This window comes from Staphylococcus massiliensis CCUG 55927 (assembly GCF_000298075.1).
Taxonomy (GTDB): Bacteria; Bacillota; Bacilli; order Staphylococcales; family Staphylococcaceae; genus Staphylococcus; species Staphylococcus massiliensis.
This window is the reverse complement of record NZ_JH815597.1, coordinates 22,973-44,905: the sequence shown is the minus strand read 5'-3', so window position 1 is coordinate 44,905 and position 21,933 is coordinate 22,973. Positions and strand designations below refer to the sequence as shown.

Here is a 21,933-nt window from a genome sequence, read left to right as displayed (position 1 = left end):
TCAACATGCTTCTTTTTCAAACCTAAACAAATTAGTTGTTTTTTGATTTGAAACCAAATTTCTTGTTGAAACGTTCCACACGACCATCCGCAGCAGCGAATTTTTGACGTCCTGTGTAGAAAGGATGAGAATCAGAAGATACGTCTAAACGTACTACTGGGTATTCGTTACCGTCTTCCCATTCCATAGTTTCATCAGAAATTTTTGTAGAACCACTTAAGAATTTGTAGTTTGTAGTTGTATCTAAGAAGATTACTTTACGGTATTCTGGATGGATTCCTTGTTTCATTTCTATTCAGCTCCTTTGCCCTGAACCATCTGGAACAGAGTTATTTGTGAGTTTTTTACCCAATACTTAGGTATTATATCGGTTTACCTTTTAAAAAGCAACCCCATATGGAAATCCTTTTCAAAGAGATTAAATTATAGGCTTGCCTGTCTTCGTACTGTCTTTAGCCGCTTCTTGAAGTTGATTAAAGAAATCTTTATTATCTTTAGAACGCTTAAGTCGACGTAAGAAACGTTCTGTAAAGTCTTGAGAATCTGTAAACATGTTACGCAGTTGCCATAACGTATCGAGCTCTGATTTCGAAATCAATAATTCTTCTTTACGCGTAGAACTACGACCGATGTCAATTGCTGGGAAGATACGTCTTTCAGATAAACGACGGTCAAGGTGTAACTCCATATTACCTGTACCTTTGAATTCTTCGTAAATCATGTCGTCCATGCGTGAACCTGTTTCAACTAAAGCTGTAGCTAAGATTGTTAAACTACCACCTGCTTCAATATTACGCGCAGCACCAAAGAAATGCTTAGGCTTATGAAGTGAAGCTGGATCTAAACCACCTGATAACGTACGTCCACTTGGCGGGATAACTAAGTTATAGGCACGCGCAAGACGCGTAATTGAGTCCATTAATACGATGACATCTTCACCTATTTCTACTAAGCGCTTAGTACGCTCGAGCAGTAATTCGGCTACTTTAACGTGATGAATAGGTGGTTCATCAAATGTTGAATGTACGACTTCAGCATCTTCAACTGAACGTTCAATGTCCGTTACCTCTTCCGGACGTTCACCTACTAATAAGATGAATAGCTTAGCGTTAGGTTTATTTACACTAATCGCATTTGCGATTTCTTTTAATAATGACGTTTTACCAGCTTTAGGAGGTGCAACGATTAAACCACGTTGTCCAAGACCAATCGGAGTGATTAAGTCCATAATTCGAGTAGAGTAATTCTTAGTAGTTGTTTCTAAAAGGATGCGTTCTTCAGGATAAAGTGGTGTTAAAGCTTGGAAGTGAGGTCGTTGTTTGACTTCTTCGGCATTGTGATCATTTACGAAGTCAACTTGAAGTAAACCGTAATACTTTTCATTGTCCTTGGGTTTTCTAACTTTACCAGTTACTTTGTCGCCGCGTTTAATTTCGAATCTGCGAATTTGACTCGCAGATATATAGATATCTTTTTCACCTTTGGAATAGTTTACCGTTCTTAAAAAGCCATATCCATCAGGTTGAATATCATCTAAGATACCTTCCATATAATAATTTCCGTCTTGTTCCATTTGGGCTTCCATGATAGCGAGAACAAGCTCTTTTTTATTTAATTTACTATAATTAACTAATTTTAATAATTTTGCCTTCTTTGTTAGTTCTTTCGTAGTATAATTTTTATACAACTCGTGAAAAGATTCATACTGAGGTGACGTTCGTTCTTTTTGAGGCATCTATTTTACACCCATTTCATCTAAAAAGTTTTAGTGGCGAGTTGAATAATCTCTCTACCAACATGATAACTATAGCAAATTTTCGATTTGAAGACAAAAGGATTTTGTGTTTTGTACATACATAATCTTTTTAAAAATTTACTATGACTAGTCTTAAATAGACCTATAAAAATATTGCGTGGTGTAGGTGTAGATTTAGTGGTAATTTGGAGGAATTTTGGTTTTTTGAGAGTTTTATGTGAGGGGGGGATCGGAGGGAAAATTTAAGGGATTTTCCTGGGGGAGATACGGAGTAGATTTTAAGGGTTTGTTGTAGGGAATCGCCCTTGTTACATTGTTTGCCTCAGTCTTTGTAACATGGCTTCTTTGTTACATTGTTTGCTTTAGTCTTTGTAACATGGCGTCCTTGTTACATTGTTTACGTCAGTCTTTGTAACAAGTGGGCCATGTTACATTGTTTGCCTCAGTCTTTGTAACATGGCTTCCTTGTTACATTGTTCGTCTCAGTCTTTGTAGCATGGCTTCCTTGCTACATTGTTTGCCTCAGTCTTTGTAATAAGGTAAATTTTCGTAATCGAAAATTTTTCGATATTTTTATTCACCCAAATAATTCTTTATAGATGACGATATCGACGGCATCGTTATGCGATTGTTTTTATTTTCTTTCGCGTAACGACGCCGTTATGCGATTGTTTCAATTTTCTTTCGCGTAACGACACCCTTATGCGATTGTTTTATTTTTCTTTCGCATAACGGACTCAACCTCAACCTCCATCCCCCAACCTAAAAATGGCCGAGCCCACCCGTGGACTCGGCCAATACCTATACCTAAACCTAATCAATCTCTAGCCTTATTTAAAGTAACCTGAAATTGATTTAATTTCTAAGAACTCTTCAATACCATAGTCGCCCCATTCACGACCTAAACCTGATTGTTTATAGCCGCCGAATGGTAAGTCTGCAGCACGACCTGCTTCATTAATTTCAACCATACCTGCTTCGATTGAACGGGCAACATGACGTAAGTTATCTCTATTTTCACCAAGGACATAACCAGCAAGTCCATACTTCGTATCGTTCGCAATTTCAATCGCGTGGTCTAAATCTTTATACGTGATTACTGACATCACAGGACCAAAGATTTCTTCTTGCGCGATCGTCATCTTGTTATCTACATCCGTAAAAACTGTTGGTTTCACGAAATAACCTGTTTCTAAGCCTTCAGGTTTACCTTCGCCACCATAGAATAACGTAGCACCTTCGTCGATACCCTTCTTGATATAATCTTGAACTTGATCAAATTGTTTCTTACTAATAATAGGACCAACTTCAATGCCTTCTTCGCGTGGGTCACCAACTTTAACATTTTCCATTTCACGTTTAACCGCTTCTAAGAATTCATCCTTAAGAGATTCAGGAATTAACGTACGCGTACCTGCCGTACAAACTTGACCCGTATTATTCACAACTTTACTTACAGCAGCTTTACTAGCAAATTCAATATCTGCGTCATCAAGCACGATTAACGGTGATTTACCACCTAACTCAAGAGAAAATTTCTTGAAGTCCTTACTAGCCTTTTCCATAATTTTAGAACCAGTAGGACCAGAGCCAGTAAATGACATCATGCGCACTTTAGGGTGTTCGCTTAACGGATTACCTACACCTTCACCGTCACCATTAACTAAGTTAAATACACCTTTAGGTACGCCAACTTTATCAAAGATTTCAGCTAAGATAATTGCAGCATACGGTGTTTCTTCAGAAGGTTTTAAGACAACCGGGCAACCTGCCGCAAATGCTGCCGCTAATTTTAATGAAGTTTGGTTCGTAGGGAAGTTCCAAGGCGTTACTAAGCCTGCAACACCAATCGCTTCTTTAACGATTAAGTTATCTTCACGTTGTTCTTCAAATTCAAACGTATCTAAAGCTTCACGCGCAGCTTTAAAGTGTTTTAAGCCCGCTTCATAGTGAACATCCTCAGACTTTTGTAACGGTGAACCTAATTCATCCGTCATCGCTTCAATTAAATCATCTTTGCGGTTTTCATATTCTTTCACAATTTTATCTAATAACGCTTTACGGTCTTCTACACTTGAATTGCGGAATTCTAAATATACATTGTGAGCAGCCTCTACTGCTTTATTCACGTCTTCTTCGTTACCATTCGCTACCTCGCCTAACACTTCTTCAGTAGCTGGATTGATTACTTTAATTGTTTGACCACTTGCACTTTCAACCCACTCGCCATTGATATATTGCTTTGTTTGGTTTCTCATTAATGGTCACTCCTTTATTCATCTGATACTTTCATTTTAAGACGATTCCCTCGAAAGTTTAAATCATCTGCTTTAACTTACTTTCCCTCTTTGAAAAGTCCTATGCTTATAAAGTCGTTAAGTCTCCTAATTTCTCCTCAACATCACTCTTACTTTTTGAAAAGTCCTACGCTTATAAAGACGTTCAGACTCCTAATTTCTCCTCAACATCACTTTATCTTTTTTTAAAAGCCCCAACCTCTTAAAGTTCTGTTACAGACCTATAATTTTCACTAAGCCAATTCAACCCTTTCTTGAAAAGCCCTACCTTGCTAAAATTCCTAAATTGACCTTAAAACGTTCCTAAGCCACATTCGATCCTTTCGAGAAACCAAAAAACGCAGGACCCGTATACATTTCGTATCACGATGACAAAGTATCACTTTACCTATCGTGTAAACGAAACGAGGCGTCCTGCGCTCATCATTCGTATCATTTACTTGTTTTTGATTCGAGTTCAATATATTCTTGAGCCCACTCTTCTACTGGTAAGAGGGCTTTTGCTAAGGCTAAACCTTTATCAGTAAGGCAATATCGAACTGAATGAGGCGCGTTGGAAATGACTTCTTTCTTAACAAGCCCCCACTCGGCTAAATCAGTCAATTTGATTGATAAGGCTCTCGGTGTAATCGGCTTTAAATCACGCTTCATGTCAGAGAAATGTGCTGCATGATTATGACATCTGGATAAATAATTAACGATTAAGCCATTCCAACTGCGTCCTAGAATCTTAAACGTTTCTTCTAAGTATGGACATATTTCCATGTGTATCCACCTCTGTTATGACATTGCACGTTCGTGTTTAAAATAAAGGTTTTATACTTCTTCCGTCCACACATCGGCACCGAGTTCACGAAGTTTTTCAACGATGCCGCTATAACCACGGTAGATGTGTCTTACATTGTGAATTGTTGTCACACCTTCAGCAAGTAATGCAGCTACGATTAAGCATGCGCCAGCACGTAGGTCACTTGCATATACTTCAGCACCTTTAAGTTTAGATGGTTTGATTGTAGCTGTACCTTGATCAACAGAAATATCAGCACCCATCTTTCTTAGCTCATCCACGTGTTTAAAACGCTTTGGATAAATTGTATCTTTAACAAAGCTTGGTCCTTCAGCTAAGAATAATAAAGGCGTAATCGGTTGTTGAAGGTCAGTTGCGAATCCAGGGTATACAAGTGTCTTAATATGAACACTTTGATATGGTTCAGAACTTGAAATACGTACGCTATCTTCATCGATATCTACATCGATACCTAATTCGCGTAATTTAACTGTAAGTGGGTCGATATGCTTAGCAATAATATTGTTAAGCTCGATGTTATCACCACATGCAGCCGCAATACACATATACGTGCCCGCTTCGATTCTGTCTGGAATCACACTGTGACGGCTGCCGCCTAATTCAGGCACACCTGTAATCTTTAAAGAACTAGTACCAGCTCCTGATACTTTAGCACCTAAACTATTAAGGAAGTTCGCGACATCTACAACTTCAGGTTCTTTAGCTGCGTTCTCGATTACTGTTTGGCCTTGTGCGCGAACGGCTGCAAGCATAATATTAATCGTCGCTCCTACACTTACGACATCTAAATAAATGTTCGCACCCTTTAATTCTTCAGCTTCAATCTTCATTGAAGACGTACTAGATTCATCAATTTTAGCACCTAAAGCTTTGAAACCTTTAATGTGCTGATCAATTGGACGAGGTCCTAATGGGCAACCTCCTGGTAAACCGATAACACATTTTTTAAAACGACCAAGCATTGCGCCCATCATATAATAAGACGCTCTTAAAGATTCAACTTTATTATTAGGAAGTGGCACATTCTCTATTTCTTTAGGGTTAACTTCTAGTGTGTCCCCTTTAAGAGATGTTTTGATATTTAAGTCACCAAGAAGACTTACGAGCGTTTCTACATCTAAAATCTCAGGTAAGCCATCAATTGTAACTTGTTGTTCAGCTAAAATTGTTGCGGGAATAATAGCGACGGCACTGTTCTTAGCCCCACTAATTTGAACTTTACCATTTAAACGTTGGCCGCCTTTTATTTTGATAACTTCTTCAGCCATGCTTGAGTTCTCCTTTTATATACGTTCTTAATAAACTTTTATCACTTCATAAAAAGCGCATCTTAGTTTAATCATTTTGAAATTGCAAAATAACTTTCAGTCATTATATACCCAAAATAATCTAATAATATTTACGTAAATTTTACTTAAATATATGTAAAAAGTCACTATACAATCGTATAGTGACTTTTGATATAATTATTATAGCATTTCAAACATTATTTTGCTCGATTAGTCGTCCCAAACATTTCAATTTTTTCTTTAACAGTTTCGATAATTGCTTCACGTGCAGGACCTAAGTATTTACGTGGATCATACATATCTTGATCCTTTTCAAGCGTTTCACGAACGGCTTTTGCTGAAGAAATCTGATTCTCAGTGTTCACGTTAATCTTAGCAGTGCCAAACGAAATCGCCTTCTGAATATCATGTGTAGGGATACCAGTTCCGCCGTGTAGAACTAGTGGAAGTCCAGTTGAAGCTCCAATTTCTTCCATCTCTTTAAAGCCTAGGTTTGGTTCACCTTTATAAGGACCGTGTACAGAACCTAACGCTGGTGCAAGCGTGTCGATACCCGTACGTTCAACAAGCTCTTGGCATTCTTTAGGATCAGCGTAAATAACCCCATCTGCTACAACGTCATCTTCTTGGCCACCAACCGTACCAAGTTCCGCTTCAACAGATACGCCTCTGTCGTGCGCATAATCAACTACTTTCTTCGTGATTTCGATGTTCTCTTCAAATGGCGCATGTGACGCATCAATCATGACTGACGTGAAACCTGCATCAATCGCTTCTTTACACTTTTCAAAGCTTGAACCATGATCTAAATGAATTGCTACAGGTACCGTGATGTTGTAATCATGTAATAAACCTTCTACCATTTTAACGACTGTGTAGAAACCACCCATGTAGCGCGCTGCACCTTCAGAAACACCTAATATAACTGGCGCTTGCTTTTCTTCAGAAGCCTTTAATATGGCTTGTGTGAATTCTAAGTTATTTAAATTATATTGTCCTACCGCATAACCTTCTTCTTTTGCTTTAATAAGCATGTCTGTCATTGAAACTAAAGGCATGACCGTTCCTCCTCGCGTGCATATTTTGCACAATGTATTCTCAATTAATTATACCTAATTTTGAAATGAAATGGTACTTTAAATCGCTCAATGACAGTATTTATATGCGCAGGTGTTAAACAAATTTACCATTTTCGCCACTTTTTTTGAAAAGCCCTCCCATATTGCAATTACAAATGCCATCGCTTACAATTTGAGACGTACAGAAGAACGGAGGTTTATCATGTCTAAAATACTCAACACTCAAATAAACGGTGTATTTAACCGTATCGAAAACCAAGATTTAGACATTCAAATGGCAAGTCAGTGCTTAATTCAAGCAATCGGCGGCGAAGGTCATGTTTATGTAAAAGGCTATGATGATTTAAAATGTTTTGAAAGCTATGTTACATCAAGCAGTGAAAAATTAGAATCAAGTAAACTACTAAGTTCATTAAATAGCCTTGATGAACTAGACACTACAGATCGTGTATTCTTATTTAGCCCATTTTACACAGAAGACATGCAAGCTGATGTTAAAGCTTTAATCGATAAAGATGTAGATTTTGTTGTTGTGTGTAATAAACCTAAAGAAACGACAATGCCAGATCATCTCATGCACTTTATCGACTTAAGTACGCCACGTCCAATCGTATTTACTGAGGATTATGATAAAGTCGTGACACCTCACCCGATTGCGTTTAGTTATATTTATTATGAAATTTACACACAAATGGTAGAAATGATTCGCGATTTAGATTTATAAATCTATGTAAAAAGCCCAAGTTACGCATCATGTAACTTGGGCTAAATTTTAGTTTTCGCGGTGATTAATTGCCGCTTCAATAAATGCTTTAAAGATTGGTTGAGGACGGTTTGGACGTGATAAGAACTCTGGGTGGAACTGACAAGCTACGAAGAAATCATTTTCTTTAAGCTCAATCATTTCAACTAAACGTCCATCCGGACTTGTACCTGAGAAGATCATACCATTTTCCTCTAAACGCTCTCTGAAGTCGTTGTTAAATTCATAACGATGACGGTGACGTTCTTCAATTAATGAATCTGTATAAATTTCACTAGCTTTAGTGCCTGCTTTAATTTTACATGGATATAAACCTAGTCGTAATGTGCCACCTAAATCTTCGATGTCTTTTTGTTCAGGTAATAAGTCAATGATTGGATAAGGCGTACTCGGATTTAACTCTGCTGAATGTGCACCCTCTAAACCTACGACGTTTCGCGCAAATTCAACAGTTGCAAGTTGCATACCTAAGCAAATACCAAAGAATGGTACATTGTTTTCACGCGCATAACGAATCGCAGAAATTTTACCTTCACTCGCACGGAATCCGAAGCCACCAGGTACTAAGATACCATCTACATCTTCTAAGTATTCTTTAGCATTAGAATCATTCACTTCGCTAGAGTCAATCCATTTAATTTCAATATCTTTATGGAATGGATAACCAGCGTGCTTAAGAGATTCAGCAACTGAAAGGTACGCATCTTGAAGACTTACATATTTACCTACTAAAGCAATTTTCACACTACCATTAAGGTTATTAACCGTATTTAATAATTGATTCCAAGCGTCAAGTTGTGTGTCATATTTAACGTCAAGATCTAAACGTTCAATTACGATATCATCCATATCTTGTTTACTTAATTGTAATGGAATTTCGTATAACGATTCCGCGTCACGACACTCAATAACACTTTCTTTATCAATGTCACAGAATAAAGCAATTTTATCTTTTAATTCTTGACCCATTTCGTATTCAGTACGCACTACGATTAAGTCTGGTTGAATACCTAAGCCACGAAGTTCTTTAACACTATGTTGTGTTGGCTTCGTTTTCATTTCGCCTGCTGCTTTAATGTAAGGTAATAACGTACAATGAACATACATTACATTGTCGCGACCTAAATCACTTCTAATTTGGCGAATTGCTTCAATAAATGGTAATGACTCAATATCACCAGTCGTACCACCGATTTCAGTAATCACCACGTCGGCATTTGTACTTTCACCAGCTAAAAGTAAACGTGATTTAATTTCGTTAGTAATGTGTGGAATAACTTGAACTGTACCACCTAAGTAATCACCACGACGTTCTTTTTTAAGAACTTGTGAGTATACTTTACCAGCTGTCACGTTTGAATATTTATTTAAATTAATATCGATGAAACGCTCATAATGTCCTAAGTCAAGGTCAGTTTCAGCGCCATCATCTGTAACGAATACCTCACCGTGTTGATAAGGACTCATAGTACCTGGGTCAACGTTTAAGTATGGATCAAACTTTTGAATCGTTACATTTAATCCTCTATCTTTTAAAAGTCTACCTAATGACGCAGCTGTAATACCTTTTCCTAATGAAGAAACAACGCCACCGGTAACAAAAATAAATTTTGTCATTTGTTCTCCTCCTCATGAAATCGAGCCATCTATCTATTCATTCTTAAAATAAAAAAATCGCTCCCTCTCACATGTTTGTAAGGGGAGCGTATATTAGTTTATACACATCGTCCTATTAAAAGGAGCCCAAATAAAATTTTATCACGTTAGAAGAAAAAGTCAATTAAATTTCTATGACTTACTCTTCTTCGTCTTCAGTTTCTGTTTCGTCGTCTTCTTCTTCGATATCTTCGTCATCTTCTTCATCAACAACAAGATCTGATTCATCAATTTCTTCTTCAACAGGTTCGTCTTCAGGATCTTCAATTTCGTTTGATTCATTGTTATTACTTTGAGATGATTCGCCCTCTTCTTTATCATCTTCACCTAGCAACGTTAAATTTTTATCTTCTTCATCGTCTTCATCTAAGATATCAAACTTTTGGATTGTTGGCGCAATCTTCTCTTCAATGTCATCAACTGAATACCAATCTCTAAGTCCCCAAATATTATCGCCAACACTTAAGAAACGACCATCTGTATTTAAGTCTGTATAGAATTGAACAACACGATTTTCAATTTCGCTATCATTATAGCCACCGATTTTTTTAAATTCGTCAATCATGTCATATAAATTCATCGTTGAACCTTTTTCATTTAATAACGTATACGCCATATCGATAAATGATTTTTCATTTACCATCTCTTTTGTGTAATCCTTTAATTTCATTTACGCATTCTTCCTTTCAAAGGCATTATCCAATATCTTTTCATATCTTAACAAAAATAAATTATAAATGACAAGAACGGATTTATCAATCAACTAATAATTAATATATTTCTCAAACATCGTGAAATCATCGTTTGCATCAACGGTAACGAAGTTACTTTTTTCAAGAAGAGGCCTGAACTGATTACGAATACCAAATAAGGTACATTCGATTACCGAAGTTTTATCAAATGTCTTACGTACGAACGTAGCAAGTTGACGTAAAGCATTCTCAGCAATACCTGAGTCACGTCTATCACTTTCAACTTCAATCGCACGAATAATAATGCGATCACGATTCGTTTCGAGTGCGATAAAGCCTACTTTCTCTTGATCGAGCATTAAGTCAATAATCGTTAAATGATCACGGCTTGTCGATTGGTTAACTTGTATGCGTAACGAAGATACGTATTTAGTATCTAAGTCTAAGTAATACAGACGTTCCTTACCTATAGGGCCTGATTCTTTCGTCGCTGCATGCATGAAACCTGAGCGCTCATATAAATTCCATGCCCCTTCATTCTCAGCGTCTACGACTAAATATAAATGATTAAATTCAGGATAAACATCTTTAACATAGTTCGGTAAGTTCATCATAATTTTAGTGCCATAACCCTTACCTTGGTATGCTTCGTTAATCGATAATGAACGAATGTATATGACTTCATGCGGTGTTTCATAACCCTCGTGCTGATAAAACTGATGTAACACAAAAAAGCCAATCACTTCACCTTGTTCGTTAATCGCGATGTTAGCAATACGATTTTCGTCATTTAACGCTTCATCTAGCACTTCTTTAGGAAGCGATGAATAAACGCGTTGACGTTCACTTAGTTCAAAAGCCTCTAATGCTTCTCTATAATCTTCACTAAATGTTCGAATCGTAATATTTTCAAATTGTTTTTGATAATTCATTAATTACATCCTCTAAGTATATTTTACTTAAATTATACACGTATTCTTAAAAATTGAAACTTGAATGTACAATATAAATTATGTAAGGTAATTAATTGTAAAGGAAATGAAAGGGGATTTTATGGAAACTGAACATCAAACTAAAAGAAGACACAGAAATATCGTCTATGGGGTTTCACTGACGATACTATTGATTTTGACATTGATTGCTGCTATTTTCCCTAAAATTTTCGGAAAATACGCACAATTTGTTTACGATTCACTCTCACAGGGGTTTGGGTGGTTATTTCTAATCATCGTATTTGTACTCGACATCTTTCTCATAGGATTAGCGATGTCACGTTATGGAAGATTTAAACTTGGTAAGGATAACTCAGAACCTGAATTTTCCTTCCTATCATGGATAGGTATGCTATTCTCAGCCGGTCTTGGCGTGGGGATCGTATTCTGGGGTGTTGCCGAACCATTGACACACTTCTTACACTCACCTTCTCCCGATATTGCTAAAGATGCGACACAAGAATCTGCACGTGTCGCAATGGGATACACATTCTTCCACTGGGGTATCTCACAATGGTCTATCTTTGCAATAAGCGGGCTAATCGTTGCCTATTTTCAATTTAGAAAAGACCGTGACGGTCTCATCTCAACTGCTATGGAACCTGTCCTCGGTGAAACGTATGGCAGACCATGGCGTAATATTATCGATATATTAGCTGTTATCGCTACCGTAATGGGTATCGCAACTTCTATTGGTTTAGGTATTATGCAAATTGGTGGTGGCTTAAACCATGTATACGATTTACCAAATGCGAATCCAACTAAAATAATCATTACTGTAGTGATGACATTGATCTTCTTAGGATCAGCATTAACTGGTTTAGACCGCGGTGTTAAATGGTTAAGTAATTTAAATATATTTGTAGGTGCAATATTATTAGTATTTGTACTTATATTTGGAGATATTCTATTTGTTGTTAAATCTTTCACATTAGCTATAGGCGATTACTTAAGACATTTCGTCGAATATAGCTTACGCATCAATCCGTACAAAGGGAATGATGGTTGGACGCAACAATGGACTATTTTCTATTGGGCCTGGGTTATTTCATGGTCACCTTTTATTGGCGGATTTGTGGCACGTGTCTCAAAAGGACGTACGATTCGCGAATTCGTCATTGGTGTACTCATTATTCCACCAATAATCTCATTTACTTGGATAGCTGGCTTTGGTGGTACTGCTTTAAAATACGTGTTAGAACACGGCAAAGGAATGGCTACAATCGTTGATAAAGATTATAGTGTTGCTTTATTCGAACTACTATCTAAATTTCCTTTATACGAAGTCACAAGCGCACTCGCAATTGTCTTAATTTTCACATTCCTTGTTACAAGCGCTGACTCTACAACACATATCGTTTCAGGTATGGCAACTGGCGGCGTTAAGAATCCTAAACGTAAACATAAATTAATTTGGGGTATTTTAATAGGAGCTATTTCTGTAGCAATGACGATAGCGGGTGGTTTAACAAGTTTACAAACTGCAGCTGTCGTAACGGGCCTACCATTTTCGATTATATTACTACTTATGATTATTTCATTAATGCGAGCTTTAAAACGTGAAGATATCAAACACTTCAAGATGAAGCACATTGATGATGACAAAGATTTCTCACTTACATTAGAAGAACGTGAAGATGAAGCTAAAGATTAACTTTAATAAGGATGAGACCTTGAAAAGTCTCATCCTTTTATTATGCGTTCTATTGTATAAAGCTGTTCATTAACCAATTAACTTTGTATTTATCTTTAACTTGCCCATGCATCGCGTTGAAGAACGTACGTTCAATCGGCATGTGTGGATTCCCTTCTTCAGCTAGCGTGTCATAAGCCTTTCGCTCTGCTTCAACTTCATCAAACGTTAAAATAATATTCGAATTATCATTTGTCGTCTCTTGACCATAGTCAGAAGAAATGTGCAAAATCACGCATTGATTGACGTGTAATTCCGCGTGTAAAATGTCATCCTTTTTCTTATTTAAAATTTTAACTTCCCCACCAAAAGCCTCTTGATATAATTCTATTGCATCTGAAACGTTATCAACGATAATGTACGGGCTTAGAGAAACCATTTGTCCATCTCCTTAAAATTTATGGTTGTTTTTGTGGCTTATTCATATACTATAAGAGTAACGGAAATTTTTTTAGAGGTGAAATAAAAAATGAAAATCGGCATAGATGCTGGCGGTACACTAACAAAAATTGTGATAGAAAAAGAAGGAGAACGTTCGTATCAATCCCGTTTAACTACGGAACTTGATGATATTGCAGTTTGGCTAAATCAACAAGACTGTGATTGTATTCATTTAACAGGTGGTAACTCTAAAGAATTAGCTAAACGTCTTAATTGTGAGACTGTATCTTTTGTAGAATTTGATGCGGCGCATAAAGGATTAGAAATCCTTTTAAAAGAGCAGGATATCAAACTTGATACATACATATTTACGAATGTAGGTACTGGAACTTCGATCCATTTAGCCAATACGCATGAGCAAAAGCGTGTCGGAGGTATCGGTACTGGTGGCGGTATGATTCAAGGTCTTGGTTATTTACTTACTCATATTAAAGACTACCAGAAGTTAACAGACCTTGCACAACAAGGTGATCGTGAATGTATTGATTTAAAGGTTAAACATATTTATAAGAACAGTAAACCACCGATTTCAGGTGAATTAACTGCGGCAAACTTTGGTCACGTGTTACACAATTTAGACTGTGACTTTAGTGATGCGGATAAGCTTGCATCTATGGTTGGCGTTGTCGGTGAAAGTATTACAACTGTGTCTATTCATAATGCCCGAGAATTTAAAACTGAAGATGTGGTTTACATCGGTTCGTCTTTTTATAACAACCCACTGTTACGCGAAGTTATTGAAAACTATACACGCTTACGTGGTTTCAATCCACACTATGTTGAAAATGGTGCCTACTCAGGTGCACTCGGTTCAATCTATCTATCATAAAAAAACGCTTAAGTCATTACATGTTATGTGTAAGACTTAAGCGTTTTAATTTTTTTAAAATGTAAGTTCGTTAGCTAAACGTTGTGCTGAAACGATTGTTCCTACGACACCAGGCTTTAAATCAATCGCGACATATTTATCGTCGTCACGTAAACCGTCTAACCATTCACTAAAGACTTCGCCTTCAACATCGATTAAGTCACATTCTTCAAAGTCAGCGTCTTTAACAGCTTCGGCTCTCTTACTTAAACTCCATACTGGAATAAAATCTACATTATAATCACTTTCTGTAACCGTGATAAAGTTGCGCGTTTCTTTATTCGTTAAACCAATCACGCGGTCCGTATTCGCAACGTCTTGTGTGAATTCGCGTAGTCGAATATCATTTAACACTGTTACAATCTCATCTGTTGCTTCTACAACGTTAATAAAGTGACCTTCAAGCGTATTCGTTACGTTTACTAAGATTTCGTCTTCTTCATCGAAAATATTACGACGTTCATAAGTTGTAAACGCATCAATATCTTTAGGCACGACTTTATCAGCCTCGATATTATAATGGTCTAAATATTTATGAACAAGTGCTTCTTCAGTCCAAATCACAAATACTTCTTCACCATTATATTGATGTTTAACGAACTTTTTATCTTTAATAGCAACATAAAATGTTTCATGTTCCACGATATCTTTGAAAAATTTCTCTTCGCGTAAATTCAAAACATTCACCCACTCTTTCTAACATATCAATATTTTAATTACCCTTGAATTTCATTTAATACGCATCCTTATATCAAGTACACCATTTAATTAAAATATTAAAACATGTAATGTAAAGCGTCAATCAAATCAATTTTCAAAAAGATTGCCTACGCTTTATTCTATGGCTTTTAAAAAAGCGGCCTCATGCGCATCCACTGCCTCTTCAGTTTCTGCATGCCAAATACAGGCGAATCGTGAATTTACGTGGCGATCTTGGTACCAATCCCCGTCGTAATAGGATAGCGGATACAGTACACCCTTCTTAATAAACGTTTGAATCGCTTTAAAGAATTTCGTATTATCGCCCTTCGCGATGTAGCTATAAAATTTGTGATAACCCTTAGTTAGATAAGGCTCTAGCAATAACATGCTCGTTGATCCGTTCTGGCGGAAGTTTAAATCAATCGCGAAGACATCACCGTTATGATCTTCGAGTAAATCGAATCCTGCTACGCCGTAGAAACCTTTCTCGACACCGATCTCCATAATCTTTCGGCCCGCCTCAACCACTTTCTCAGGCACATTTATCGCGTTCACGTTTCCATTGTAAAAGCCATACGCATTGGTAAGTTGTTTCGCTGAGCCTATATACGTAACGCCTAAAGATTCGGAATAAGCAAACTGAACACAGTAGTTCTCTTTAGCTTCAATCATCTGTTCGATGATTATCGTATCCGTTTCATCTTCTGCGGCGTGGATACGCTTGATAGCCTTGTCTAAGTCCTCATCGTTATAGCAAATCATAACGCCATAACCACCAGCTGTCGGTAGGTCATCGCCTGGTTTCAATACGAATGGAAAGTCCCATTCCTTCACGCGGGCATCAACGTCCGCAATTTCTACAATTTCACGCTCAGGCATAAAGTTGCCGTCTGTCCATTCCTCAATACGTGATTTATTATTAAGTGCGATGAAAATATCTTTGTCTAACGCATAATGCATCGGGCTTAGTACATCATCTCCATGAACGTATTGGAAATAAATCTTCTTATCTTCCTGACGCGCTAGTCTTTGAATTAAGGATTCATACGTCTCTTTACTGTTGAAGCGGTAAAGATTATCAGGCACTTTTTGATCGACGAGACTAAATAATGTTTCAAGCTTATCTGTAACGCTAGCATCATGTACGATTACTGGCATGTCCGCAATCAAGAGTTCGCGACCAGTTAGAAAGTTTGATTGATGTTCATCAGGCTCTAACCAAGGATTAGATGTGTATGAAGTTCTTGAGCTATATACCGTAGAAGGTGTATAGAGTTGACCTAGTGTTAGTTTGGCTGCCTTTTTCATTTCTTGGACTCCTTAATCATTTTGTGTTGCTTAATGATTGCTTGACGCAGGTCGTGATCTTGAATGAATGCTAGACCCATACAAGATAGAATTTTAGCCCCTTTAATTACCGCTTCATCTCCCATACGGCTAGCTGCTGTCTCACGGAAACGATGTGTGTGACCGACTAAATGACTTGGACCGATTTTTAGATGTGGGTGGATGGTCGGTACGATGTGACTCACGTTACCTGTATCTGTAGAACCAAACCCAAAGTCACCTTCTCGCACATCCTCATCCATTTCTTTCGCATACTTAACAAACAATTCATCTAATTTAGGTGTAATCACGAATTCATTGACGCCATTTTGAATCGGTTCGAATTCATAATCACAACCTGTTTGAATAGCTGCACCTCTCGCTATTTCACGTACGCGGTGTGTGAGTATGTCTAATTTCTTTCGCGTGAGCGCTCTTGTGTAGAAACGCGCATGCGTATAATCAGGAATAATATTCGCCGCCTTACCGCCATCTAATATGACGCCATGAACACGTTCATCCCTTTGAATGTGCTGGCGCAACTGCGCGACACCGTTGAAATAACTTAACATCGCGTCTAGCGCGTTCTTAGCTTCGTAGGCATTTTCAGAAGCGTGGGCACTCTTACCAAAAAATTTAATATCTAATACGTCAACGGCTAAGGTTGGAATCGTCGTATATGTGTCGTGCCCTGGATGTACCATTAAGGCTACATCCAGCTTGTCGATATAACCTGCTTTAACATAAGACGCTTTCGCACTACCATTCTCCCCGCCTTCTTCAGCCGGACAACCGAGCACTTTCACAACGCCTCCTACTTCATCTACAACTTGCTTCAGTGCCATACCCGCACCTACACTTGCTGTTCCAATGATATTATGACCACAAGCATGTCCTAATCCTGGTAATGCATCATATTCTGCTAAAAAACCAATGGTAGGACCTTCCTTATTAGAATCATACGTCGCAATAAAGCCTGTAGAGTGACCTGCAATATCTTTCTCAATGTCAAAGCCTTCTGAATCAAGTAATTCACGCAATACACGTGAAGCAAAAATTTCTTCGTTACCAAGTTCTGGTCGTCGGTGTATATGTTGACTCGTTTCAATAAGTTTCAAACGATGGTTATCGATGTAATCTTTAAGTCGTTGTTTTATATGTGTCATGAATACGCCCCTTTGATTCCATTCATTGTTTCGAATAGTAAATATGATGTTAACGATTATACGCAATATTCGGAATATTCACGTTACGTTTACCCATCCAATAAATTATTATTCATTTTATCGGAATTAAGGACAAATGTCATTATTATTTAGTAAATTTCTTCTGAAAATTAAAATAAATTTTTAAACGAGTGTAGGGCGTTACGGGGAGGATGAGATTAGAGCGTCGGTACATTGCGGTTTTGCTTTATTTTATGAAAAAGAGTTGGAGCGCGAGGCGCCCCCAACTCTATAAGTTATTGTTTACTTTTTAATATCCATTTCTTTAAGGTAACTTCTACCATACTCCGGTAAGTCAACTCCGAAGTTATCAGCAATTGTAGCACCTATTGAACTAAATGTTGAGTCCGACGATAACTCATGATATTGATCAATCTTCTTACTGTACATCAGTAATGGAACGTATTCACGCGTATGGTCTGTACCATCTGCAGTAGGGTCATTACCGTGGTCAGCTGTGATAATAACTAAGTCGTCTTCATCTAAAGCTTCATATAACTCTGGTAAACGATTATCAAAGTCTTTTAGTGCTTGTTGATAGCCTGGTTTGTCACGACGGTGACCATATAAGGCATCAAAGTCTACTAAGTTTAAGAAACTCATACCATTAAAGTCAGATTTTACAACGTCGATTAATTGGTCCATGCCATCCATATTGTTTTTAGTTCTGATTGCTTTTGTAACACCTTCACCGTCATATATGTCATTAATTTTACCAATCGCAATGACATCATAGTCTGCATCTTTTAACGTATTCATGACTGTCTTACCAAACGGTTTTAAAGCATAGTCATGACGGTTTGACGTACGTGTGAAGTTTCCTGGCTCACCGACATATGGTCTAGCGATGATACGACCGATTAAATACTTAGGATCCTTCGTAAGCTCACGTACCTTTTCACAAATGTCATAAAGCTCTTCAAGTGGAATTACATCTTCATGCGCAGCGATTTGTAACACTGGGTCTGCAGACGTGTAGACGATTAAGTCACCCGTCTTCATTTGATGTTCGCCCCACTCATCAATGATTTGAGTACCTGAAGCGGGTCTATTTGCAACGACTTTACGACCTGTCATACGCTCGATTTCATCAACTAATTCTTGAGGGAAGCCATCTGGATAGACTTTGAATGGTTGCATAATATTTAAGCCCATAATTTCCCAATGTCCAGTCATCGTGTCTTTTCCTACAGAAGCTTCACTTAACTTTGTATAGAATGCTTGAGGTGCTTTCGTTTCATTCACAACTGGTAACGGCGCAATATTTCCGAGACCAAGTGCTTCTAAATTTGGTAAAGTGCCTTCATAGCCTTCTAACGTATGGCCAAGTGTATGCGAACCTTGGTCGTTAAAGGCCTTTGCATCGGGGCCTTCACCAATACCGACTGAATCCATTACAATAAGATGAACTCTTTTAAATGGTGTAGTCATATACATTCACTCCTATTTCGTAATCACTTTATGAATAAGGTCTGGTTTCGTACCTTCTTGTTCAATCTTAATATTGTCATAAAGCTTCGTTTTAACTGCTTCTATATCTGTTTGATTACAGTGAATCGTTAATAGAGATTCGCCTTCTTTCACAGTGTCGCCCACTTTCTTGTTTAACACAAGTCCAACGCTTAAATCGATTTCATCATCCTTCGTCTTACGGCCGGCACCCAACATCATCGAAGCAACGCCGATTTCGTTCGCAATCATTTCTGTAATGATCCCTTCAGAACGTGAAGGTAACTCTACTTTATGCTTTGCTTCTGGTAGCAGATGAGGATGGTCAACAACGTCACCATTACCACCTTGATTTGATAAGAACGTTCTAAATTTCTCTAAAGCTTTACCATTCTGCATGACTTCCATTAATTTCTCTCGAGCTTCTTCTAATGATTTAGCTTTCTTTGCTAAAAAGACCATTTGAGCACCTAATGTAAGTACGAGTTCGGTTAAATCTTCAGGGCCTTCGCCTTTTAACGTGTCAATCGCTTCTTTAAGTTCAAGACTATTACCGATTGCACGTCCTAATGGCTGGCTCATATCTGAGATAATCGCCATTGTTTGACGACCGACATTGTTCCCGATTTGAACCATAGCATGTGCAAGTTCTTCTGCATCTTCTAACGATTTCATAAATGCACCATTACCTGTTTTAACATCTAGTACGATGGCATCAGCACCCGCTGCAATTTTCTTACTCATAATTGAAGATGCGATTAACGGAATTGAGTTAACAGTACCCGTTACGTCACGTAATGCATATAATTTTTTTATCGGCTGGCGTTAGGTTACCCGTTTGACCAATAACAGCAATCTTGTCTTTATTTACAAGTTCTACAAACTCTGACTCTGAAATCTCAACGTGGAAACCTTCTACAGATTCGAGTTTATCGATTGTACCGCCTGTATGTCCTAAGCCACGTCCACTCATTTTTGCTACCGGGATATCAAGCGCGGCAACTAATGGCGCGAGTACTAACGTCGTTGTATCTCCGACACCGCCAGTTGAATGTTTATCAACCTTGATGCCTTCAATTTCTGATAAATCAATAACGTCGCCTGAACTTACCATAGCCATCGTTAAATTCGCACGTTCTTCTTCGTTCATGTCTTGGAAGAATGTTGCCATCGCAAAACTAGAAGCTTGGTAATCTGGAATATCGCCATTTGTATACCCTTCGATAAAGAAGTCGATTTCTTCTTTCGTTAATACTTTACCGTCACGTTTCTTTTCAATGATGTCTACCATTCTCATAGTTATTCGCCTCATTTCACTTTATATCAGCATGCAGAATTAATAGTCAGAATCAGAAGTTAAGCCTTCCATAATTTGAATGCCAGCACTTGCGCCGATACGTGAAGCACCGTGATCAATCATCGTTTTGAAGTCTTCTAAGTTACGTACGCCACCAGATGCTTTAACTTTTAACGTATCGCCTACTGTGTCATGCATTAGCTTAACGTCTTCTTTAGTAGCACCGCCTCCAGCAAAGCCTGTTGATGTCTTAACAAACGTCGCACCTGCTTCTTTACTTAATTCGCATGCTTTAACTTTTTCGTCATCAGATAATAATACTGTTTCGATAATGACTTTCGTTGTTTTACCATTAGCTGCTTCAACAACTGCTTTAATGTCTTCTAAAACTTCGTCATAGCGACCGTCTTTTAAAGCACCGATATTGATAACCATATCAATTTCATCAGCACCATTTTGAATCGCGTTCTCTGTTTCAAAAGCTTTTACTTTAGAAGTAGTCGCGCCTAAAGGGAAACCAATTACAGTACAAACTAGTACATTACTATCTTGTAATTGTTCACTCGCGTATTTAACATGTGTAGGATTTAAACAAACTGATTTAAAGCCATATTGCTTAGCTTCTTCAATAATTTGGTCGATTTGAGCTCGTGTTGACTCCGGCTTTAATAATGTGTGATCTATATATTTTGCATAATTCATGTAAAATCCTCCTAAATTTATATCTTCCACAGTTTATGTTGACTGTGAATTATATTTACACTCACTTATATATTACAAAAATTCGCAATAATAATAAACTAATGTTATCTTAAAAGGGATAACGATAGTAAAAGGAGACGATTTTATGTCAAAAGGAACACCGCATATTCAACCAAAAGAAACTAAAATTGCTAAAACAGTTTTAATGCCTGGCGATCCACTTCGTGCAAAATATATCGCTGATAACTATTTAGAAAATGTAGAACAATTTAACGAAGTACGTAACATGTTTGGTTACACTGGTACGTATAAAGGAAAAGAAATTTCTGTAATGGGTTCAGGCATGGGTATCCCAAGCATCGGTATTTACTCATATGAACTTTATAATTTCTTCGACGTTGATACGATCATCCGCGTCGGTTCATGTGGCGCTTTACAAGAAGACGTTAACGTATACGATGTTATTATTGCGCAAGGTGCATCTACGAACTCAAACTACGTTGACCAATACAACATTCCAGGTCACTTCGCGCCATTAGCTGACTTTGATTTAATGGTTAAGGCTAAAGAAAAAGCAGATGAACTTGGTGCTACAAGCCACGTAGGTAACGTATTATCATCTGACACGTTCTACAATGCAGACGAAACATTTAACGACAAATGGATTGAAATGGGTGTACTTGGTGTAGAAATGGAATCAGCAGGTTTATACTTAAACGCAATTAAAGCTAAGAAAAAAGCATTAGGTATCTTCACTGTAAGTGACCATATTCTACGTGACGAAGCGACTACACCAGAAGAAAGACAAAATTCATTTACTCAAATGATGGAAATCGCTTTAGAAATCGCTGAATAAATTGATTCATTAAGTGGAGGGCTCCCTTTAGTGGGAGCCTC

19 protein-coding genes and 1 pseudogene are annotated in these 21,933 nt (G+C 37.7%); 4 read left to right on the top strand and 16 right to left on the bottom strand.

The features are described 5' to 3' along the window. Positions 1-31 precede the first annotated feature (31 nt). The 6 genes from A33S_RS0111210 to fdaB all read right to left on the bottom strand — a co-directional run bounded on the left by A33S_RS0111210 (position 32) and on the right by fdaB (position 7,208). Positions 32-289, bottom strand: coding sequence for a type B 50S ribosomal protein L31 (locus A33S_RS0111210; protein ID WP_009383940.1), 258 nt, complete (start codon positions 287-289; stop codon positions 32-34). A gap of 129 nt (positions 290-418) precedes the next feature. Next, positions 419-1,735, bottom strand: a complete 1,317-nt coding sequence (gene rho / locus A33S_RS0111205; protein WP_009383941.1) for a transcription termination factor Rho — start codon at positions 1,733-1,735, stop codon at positions 419-421. A gap of 851 nt (positions 1,736-2,586) precedes the next feature. Then, the gene (locus A33S_RS0111200; RefSeq protein WP_009383942.1) at positions 2,587-4,014 is read right to left on the bottom strand and encodes an aldehyde dehydrogenase family protein; all 1,428 of its coding nucleotides are present in this window, start codon (positions 4,012-4,014) and stop codon (positions 2,587-2,589) included. Between the two features lie 471 nt (positions 4,015-4,485). After that, entirely contained in the window at positions 4,486-4,818 is a 333-nt protein-coding gene (locus A33S_RS0111195; protein ID WP_009383943.1) for a winged helix-turn-helix transcriptional regulator, read from the bottom strand. A gap of 51 nt (positions 4,819-4,869) precedes the next feature. After that, positions 4,870-6,129, bottom strand: a complete 1,260-nt coding sequence (locus A33S_RS0111190; protein ID WP_017176876.1) for a UDP-N-acetylglucosamine 1-carboxyvinyltransferase — start codon at positions 6,127-6,129, stop codon at positions 4,870-4,872. A 218-nt stretch (positions 6,130-6,347) separates the two neighbouring features. Then, the gene (fdaB, locus tag A33S_RS0111185; RefSeq protein ID WP_017176875.1) at positions 6,348-7,208 is read right to left on the bottom strand and encodes a class IIb fructose-bisphosphate aldolase FdaB; all 861 of its coding nucleotides are present in this window, start codon (positions 7,206-7,208) and stop codon (positions 6,348-6,350) included. Between the two features lie 223 nt (positions 7,209-7,431). On the opposite strand from fdaB, the gene A33S_RS0111180 reads away from it, so the two are divergent. After that, positions 7,432-7,953 carry a DUF2529 family protein gene (locus A33S_RS0111180; protein WP_009383946.1) on the top strand — a complete coding sequence of 174 codons (522 nt, stop codon included), beginning with the start codon at positions 7,432-7,434 and terminating at the stop codon, positions 7,951-7,953. A gap of 48 nt (positions 7,954-8,001) precedes the next feature. Here the strand turns inward: A33S_RS0111180 and A33S_RS0111175 are convergent, their stop codons facing one another. The 3 genes from A33S_RS0111175 to A33S_RS0111165 form a co-directional block, all read right to left on the bottom strand. Further along, entirely contained in the window at positions 8,002-9,609 is a 1,608-nt protein-coding gene (locus A33S_RS0111175; RefSeq protein ID WP_009383947.1) for a CTP synthase, read from the bottom strand. A 178-nt stretch (positions 9,610-9,787) separates the two neighbouring features. Then, positions 9,788-10,318, bottom strand: a complete 531-nt coding sequence (gene rpoE, locus A33S_RS0111170; RefSeq protein ID WP_009383948.1) for a DNA-directed RNA polymerase subunit delta — start codon at positions 10,316-10,318, stop codon at positions 9,788-9,790. 93 nt (positions 10,319-10,411) lie between these two features. After that, positions 10,412-11,272: a GNAT family N-acetyltransferase gene (locus A33S_RS0111165; RefSeq protein WP_009383949.1), complete on the bottom strand. Its 861-nt coding sequence runs from the start codon at positions 11,270-11,272 to the stop codon at positions 10,412-10,414. Positions 11,273-11,393: 121 nt separating this feature from the next. On the opposite strand from A33S_RS0111165, the gene A33S_RS0111160 reads away from it, so the two are divergent. Then, the gene (locus A33S_RS0111160) at positions 11,394-12,986 is read left to right on the top strand and encodes a BCCT family transporter (protein ID WP_017176874.1); all 1,593 of its coding nucleotides are present in this window, start codon (positions 11,394-11,396) and stop codon (positions 12,984-12,986) included. 49 nt (positions 12,987-13,035) lie between these two features. On the opposite strand, the gene A33S_RS0111155 is transcribed toward A33S_RS0111160, so the two are convergent. Next, entirely contained in the window at positions 13,036-13,404 is a 369-nt protein-coding gene (locus A33S_RS0111155) for a VOC family protein (protein WP_009383951.1), read from the bottom strand. Between the two features lie 90 nt (positions 13,405-13,494). Between A33S_RS0111155 and coaW the strand changes: the two genes are divergently transcribed. Further along, complete coding sequence (coaW, locus tag A33S_RS0111150) at positions 13,495-14,295, top strand: type II pantothenate kinase (RefSeq protein WP_009383952.1); 801 nt, start codon at positions 13,495-13,497, stop codon at positions 14,293-14,295. Positions 14,296-14,349: 54 nt separating this feature from the next. Here the strand turns inward: coaW and A33S_RS0111145 are convergent, their stop codons facing one another. From A33S_RS0111145 to deoC, 6 genes and pseudogenes are all read right to left on the bottom strand, one after another. Further along, a complete protein-coding gene (locus A33S_RS0111145; protein WP_009383953.1) occupies positions 14,350-15,012 on the bottom strand; it encodes a DUF2750 domain-containing protein in 663 nt (220 codons plus the stop codon). A 156-nt stretch (positions 15,013-15,168) separates the two neighbouring features. Next, a complete protein-coding gene (gene ldmS / locus A33S_RS0111140; RefSeq protein ID WP_009383954.1) occupies positions 15,169-16,344 on the bottom strand; it encodes an L-aspartate--L-methionine ligase LdmS in 1,176 nt (391 codons plus the stop codon). Beyond that, entirely contained in the window at positions 16,341-17,528 is a 1,188-nt protein-coding gene (locus A33S_RS0111135; RefSeq protein ID WP_009383955.1) for a M20 family metallopeptidase, read from the bottom strand. Before A33S_RS0111135 ends, ldmS begins: the two co-directional genes overlap by 4 nt. Positions 17,529-17,831: 303 nt before the next feature. After that, a complete protein-coding gene (deoB, locus tag A33S_RS0111130) occupies positions 17,832-19,019 on the bottom strand; it encodes a phosphopentomutase (RefSeq protein ID WP_009383956.1) in 1,188 nt (395 codons plus the stop codon). A gap of 12 nt (positions 19,020-19,031) precedes the next feature. After that, a pseudogene (locus tag A33S_RS11930) lies at positions 19,032-20,334 on the bottom strand (pyrimidine-nucleoside phosphorylase). 39 nt (positions 20,335-20,373) lie between these two features. After that, the gene (gene deoC / locus A33S_RS0111120) at positions 20,374-21,036 is read right to left on the bottom strand and encodes a deoxyribose-phosphate aldolase (protein WP_017176873.1); all 663 of its coding nucleotides are present in this window, start codon (positions 21,034-21,036) and stop codon (positions 20,374-20,376) included. A 145-nt stretch (positions 21,037-21,181) separates the two neighbouring features. On the opposite strand from deoC, the gene deoD reads away from it, so the two are divergent. Next, positions 21,182-21,892, top strand: a complete 711-nt coding sequence (deoD, locus tag A33S_RS0111115) for a purine-nucleoside phosphorylase (protein ID WP_009383959.1) — start codon at positions 21,182-21,184, stop codon at positions 21,890-21,892. The last annotated feature ends 41 nt before the right edge of the window (positions 21,893-21,933 follow it).

What these genes read in the sequence shown, in the direction of transcription:
- A33S_RS0111200 (WP_009383942.1), bottom strand. Translation starts at nt 4,014, where the DNA reads ATGAGAAACCAAACAAAGCAATATATCAATGGCGAGTGGGTTGAAAGT.
- A33S_RS0111165 (WP_009383949.1), bottom strand. Translation starts at nt 11,272, where the DNA reads ATGAATTATCAAAAACAATTTGAAAATATTACGATTCGAACATTTAGT.
- deoB (WP_009383956.1), bottom strand. Translation starts at nt 19,019, where the DNA reads ATGACTACACCATTTAAAAGAGTTCATCTTATTGTAATGGATTCAGTC.
- deoD (WP_009383959.1), top strand. Translation starts at nt 21,182, where the DNA reads ATGTCAAAAGGAACACCGCATATTCAACCAAAAGAAACTAAAATTGCT.
- fdaB (WP_017176875.1), bottom strand. Translation starts at nt 7,208, where the DNA reads ATGCCTTTAGTTTCAATGACAGACATGCTTATTAAAGCAAAAGAAGAA.
- A33S_RS0111135 (WP_009383955.1), bottom strand. Translation starts at nt 17,528, where the DNA reads ATGACACATATAAAACAACGACTTAAAGATTACATCGATAACCATCGT.
- A33S_RS0111175 (WP_009383947.1), bottom strand. Translation starts at nt 9,609, where the DNA reads ATGACAAAATTTATTTTTGTTACCGGTGGCGTTGTTTCTTCATTAGGA.
- A33S_RS0111190 (WP_017176876.1), bottom strand. Translation starts at nt 6,129, where the DNA reads ATGGCTGAAGAAGTTATCAAAATAAAAGGCGGCCAACGTTTAAATGGT.
- A33S_RS0111155 (WP_009383951.1), bottom strand. Translation starts at nt 13,404, where the DNA reads ATGGTTTCTCTAAGCCCGTACATTATCGTTGATAACGTTTCAGATGCA.
- A33S_RS0111160 (WP_017176874.1), top strand. Translation starts at nt 11,394, where the DNA reads ATGGAAACTGAACATCAAACTAAAAGAAGACACAGAAATATCGTCTAT.
- A33S_RS0111180 (WP_009383946.1), top strand. Translation starts at nt 7,432, where the DNA reads ATGTCTAAAATACTCAACACTCAAATAAACGGTGTATTTAACCGTATC.
- rho (WP_009383941.1), bottom strand. Translation starts at nt 1,735, where the DNA reads ATGCCTCAAAAAGAACGAACGTCACCTCAGTATGAATCTTTTCACGAG.
- A33S_RS0111195 (WP_009383943.1), bottom strand. Translation starts at nt 4,818, where the DNA reads ATGGAAATATGTCCATACTTAGAAGAAACGTTTAAGATTCTAGGACGC.
- A33S_RS0111210 (WP_009383940.1), bottom strand. Translation starts at nt 289, where the DNA reads ATGAAACAAGGAATCCATCCAGAATACCGTAAAGTAATCTTCTTAGAT.
- rpoE (WP_009383948.1), bottom strand. Translation starts at nt 10,318, where the DNA reads ATGAAATTAAAGGATTACACAAAAGAGATGGTAAATGAAAAATCATTT.
- ldmS (WP_009383954.1), bottom strand. Translation starts at nt 16,344, where the DNA reads ATGAAAAAGGCAGCCAAACTAACACTAGGTCAACTCTATACACCTTCT.
- coaW (WP_009383952.1), top strand. Translation starts at nt 13,495, where the DNA reads ATGAAAATCGGCATAGATGCTGGCGGTACACTAACAAAAATTGTGATA.
- deoC (WP_017176873.1), bottom strand. Translation starts at nt 21,036, where the DNA reads ATGAATTATGCAAAATATATAGATCACACATTATTAAAGCCGGAGTCA.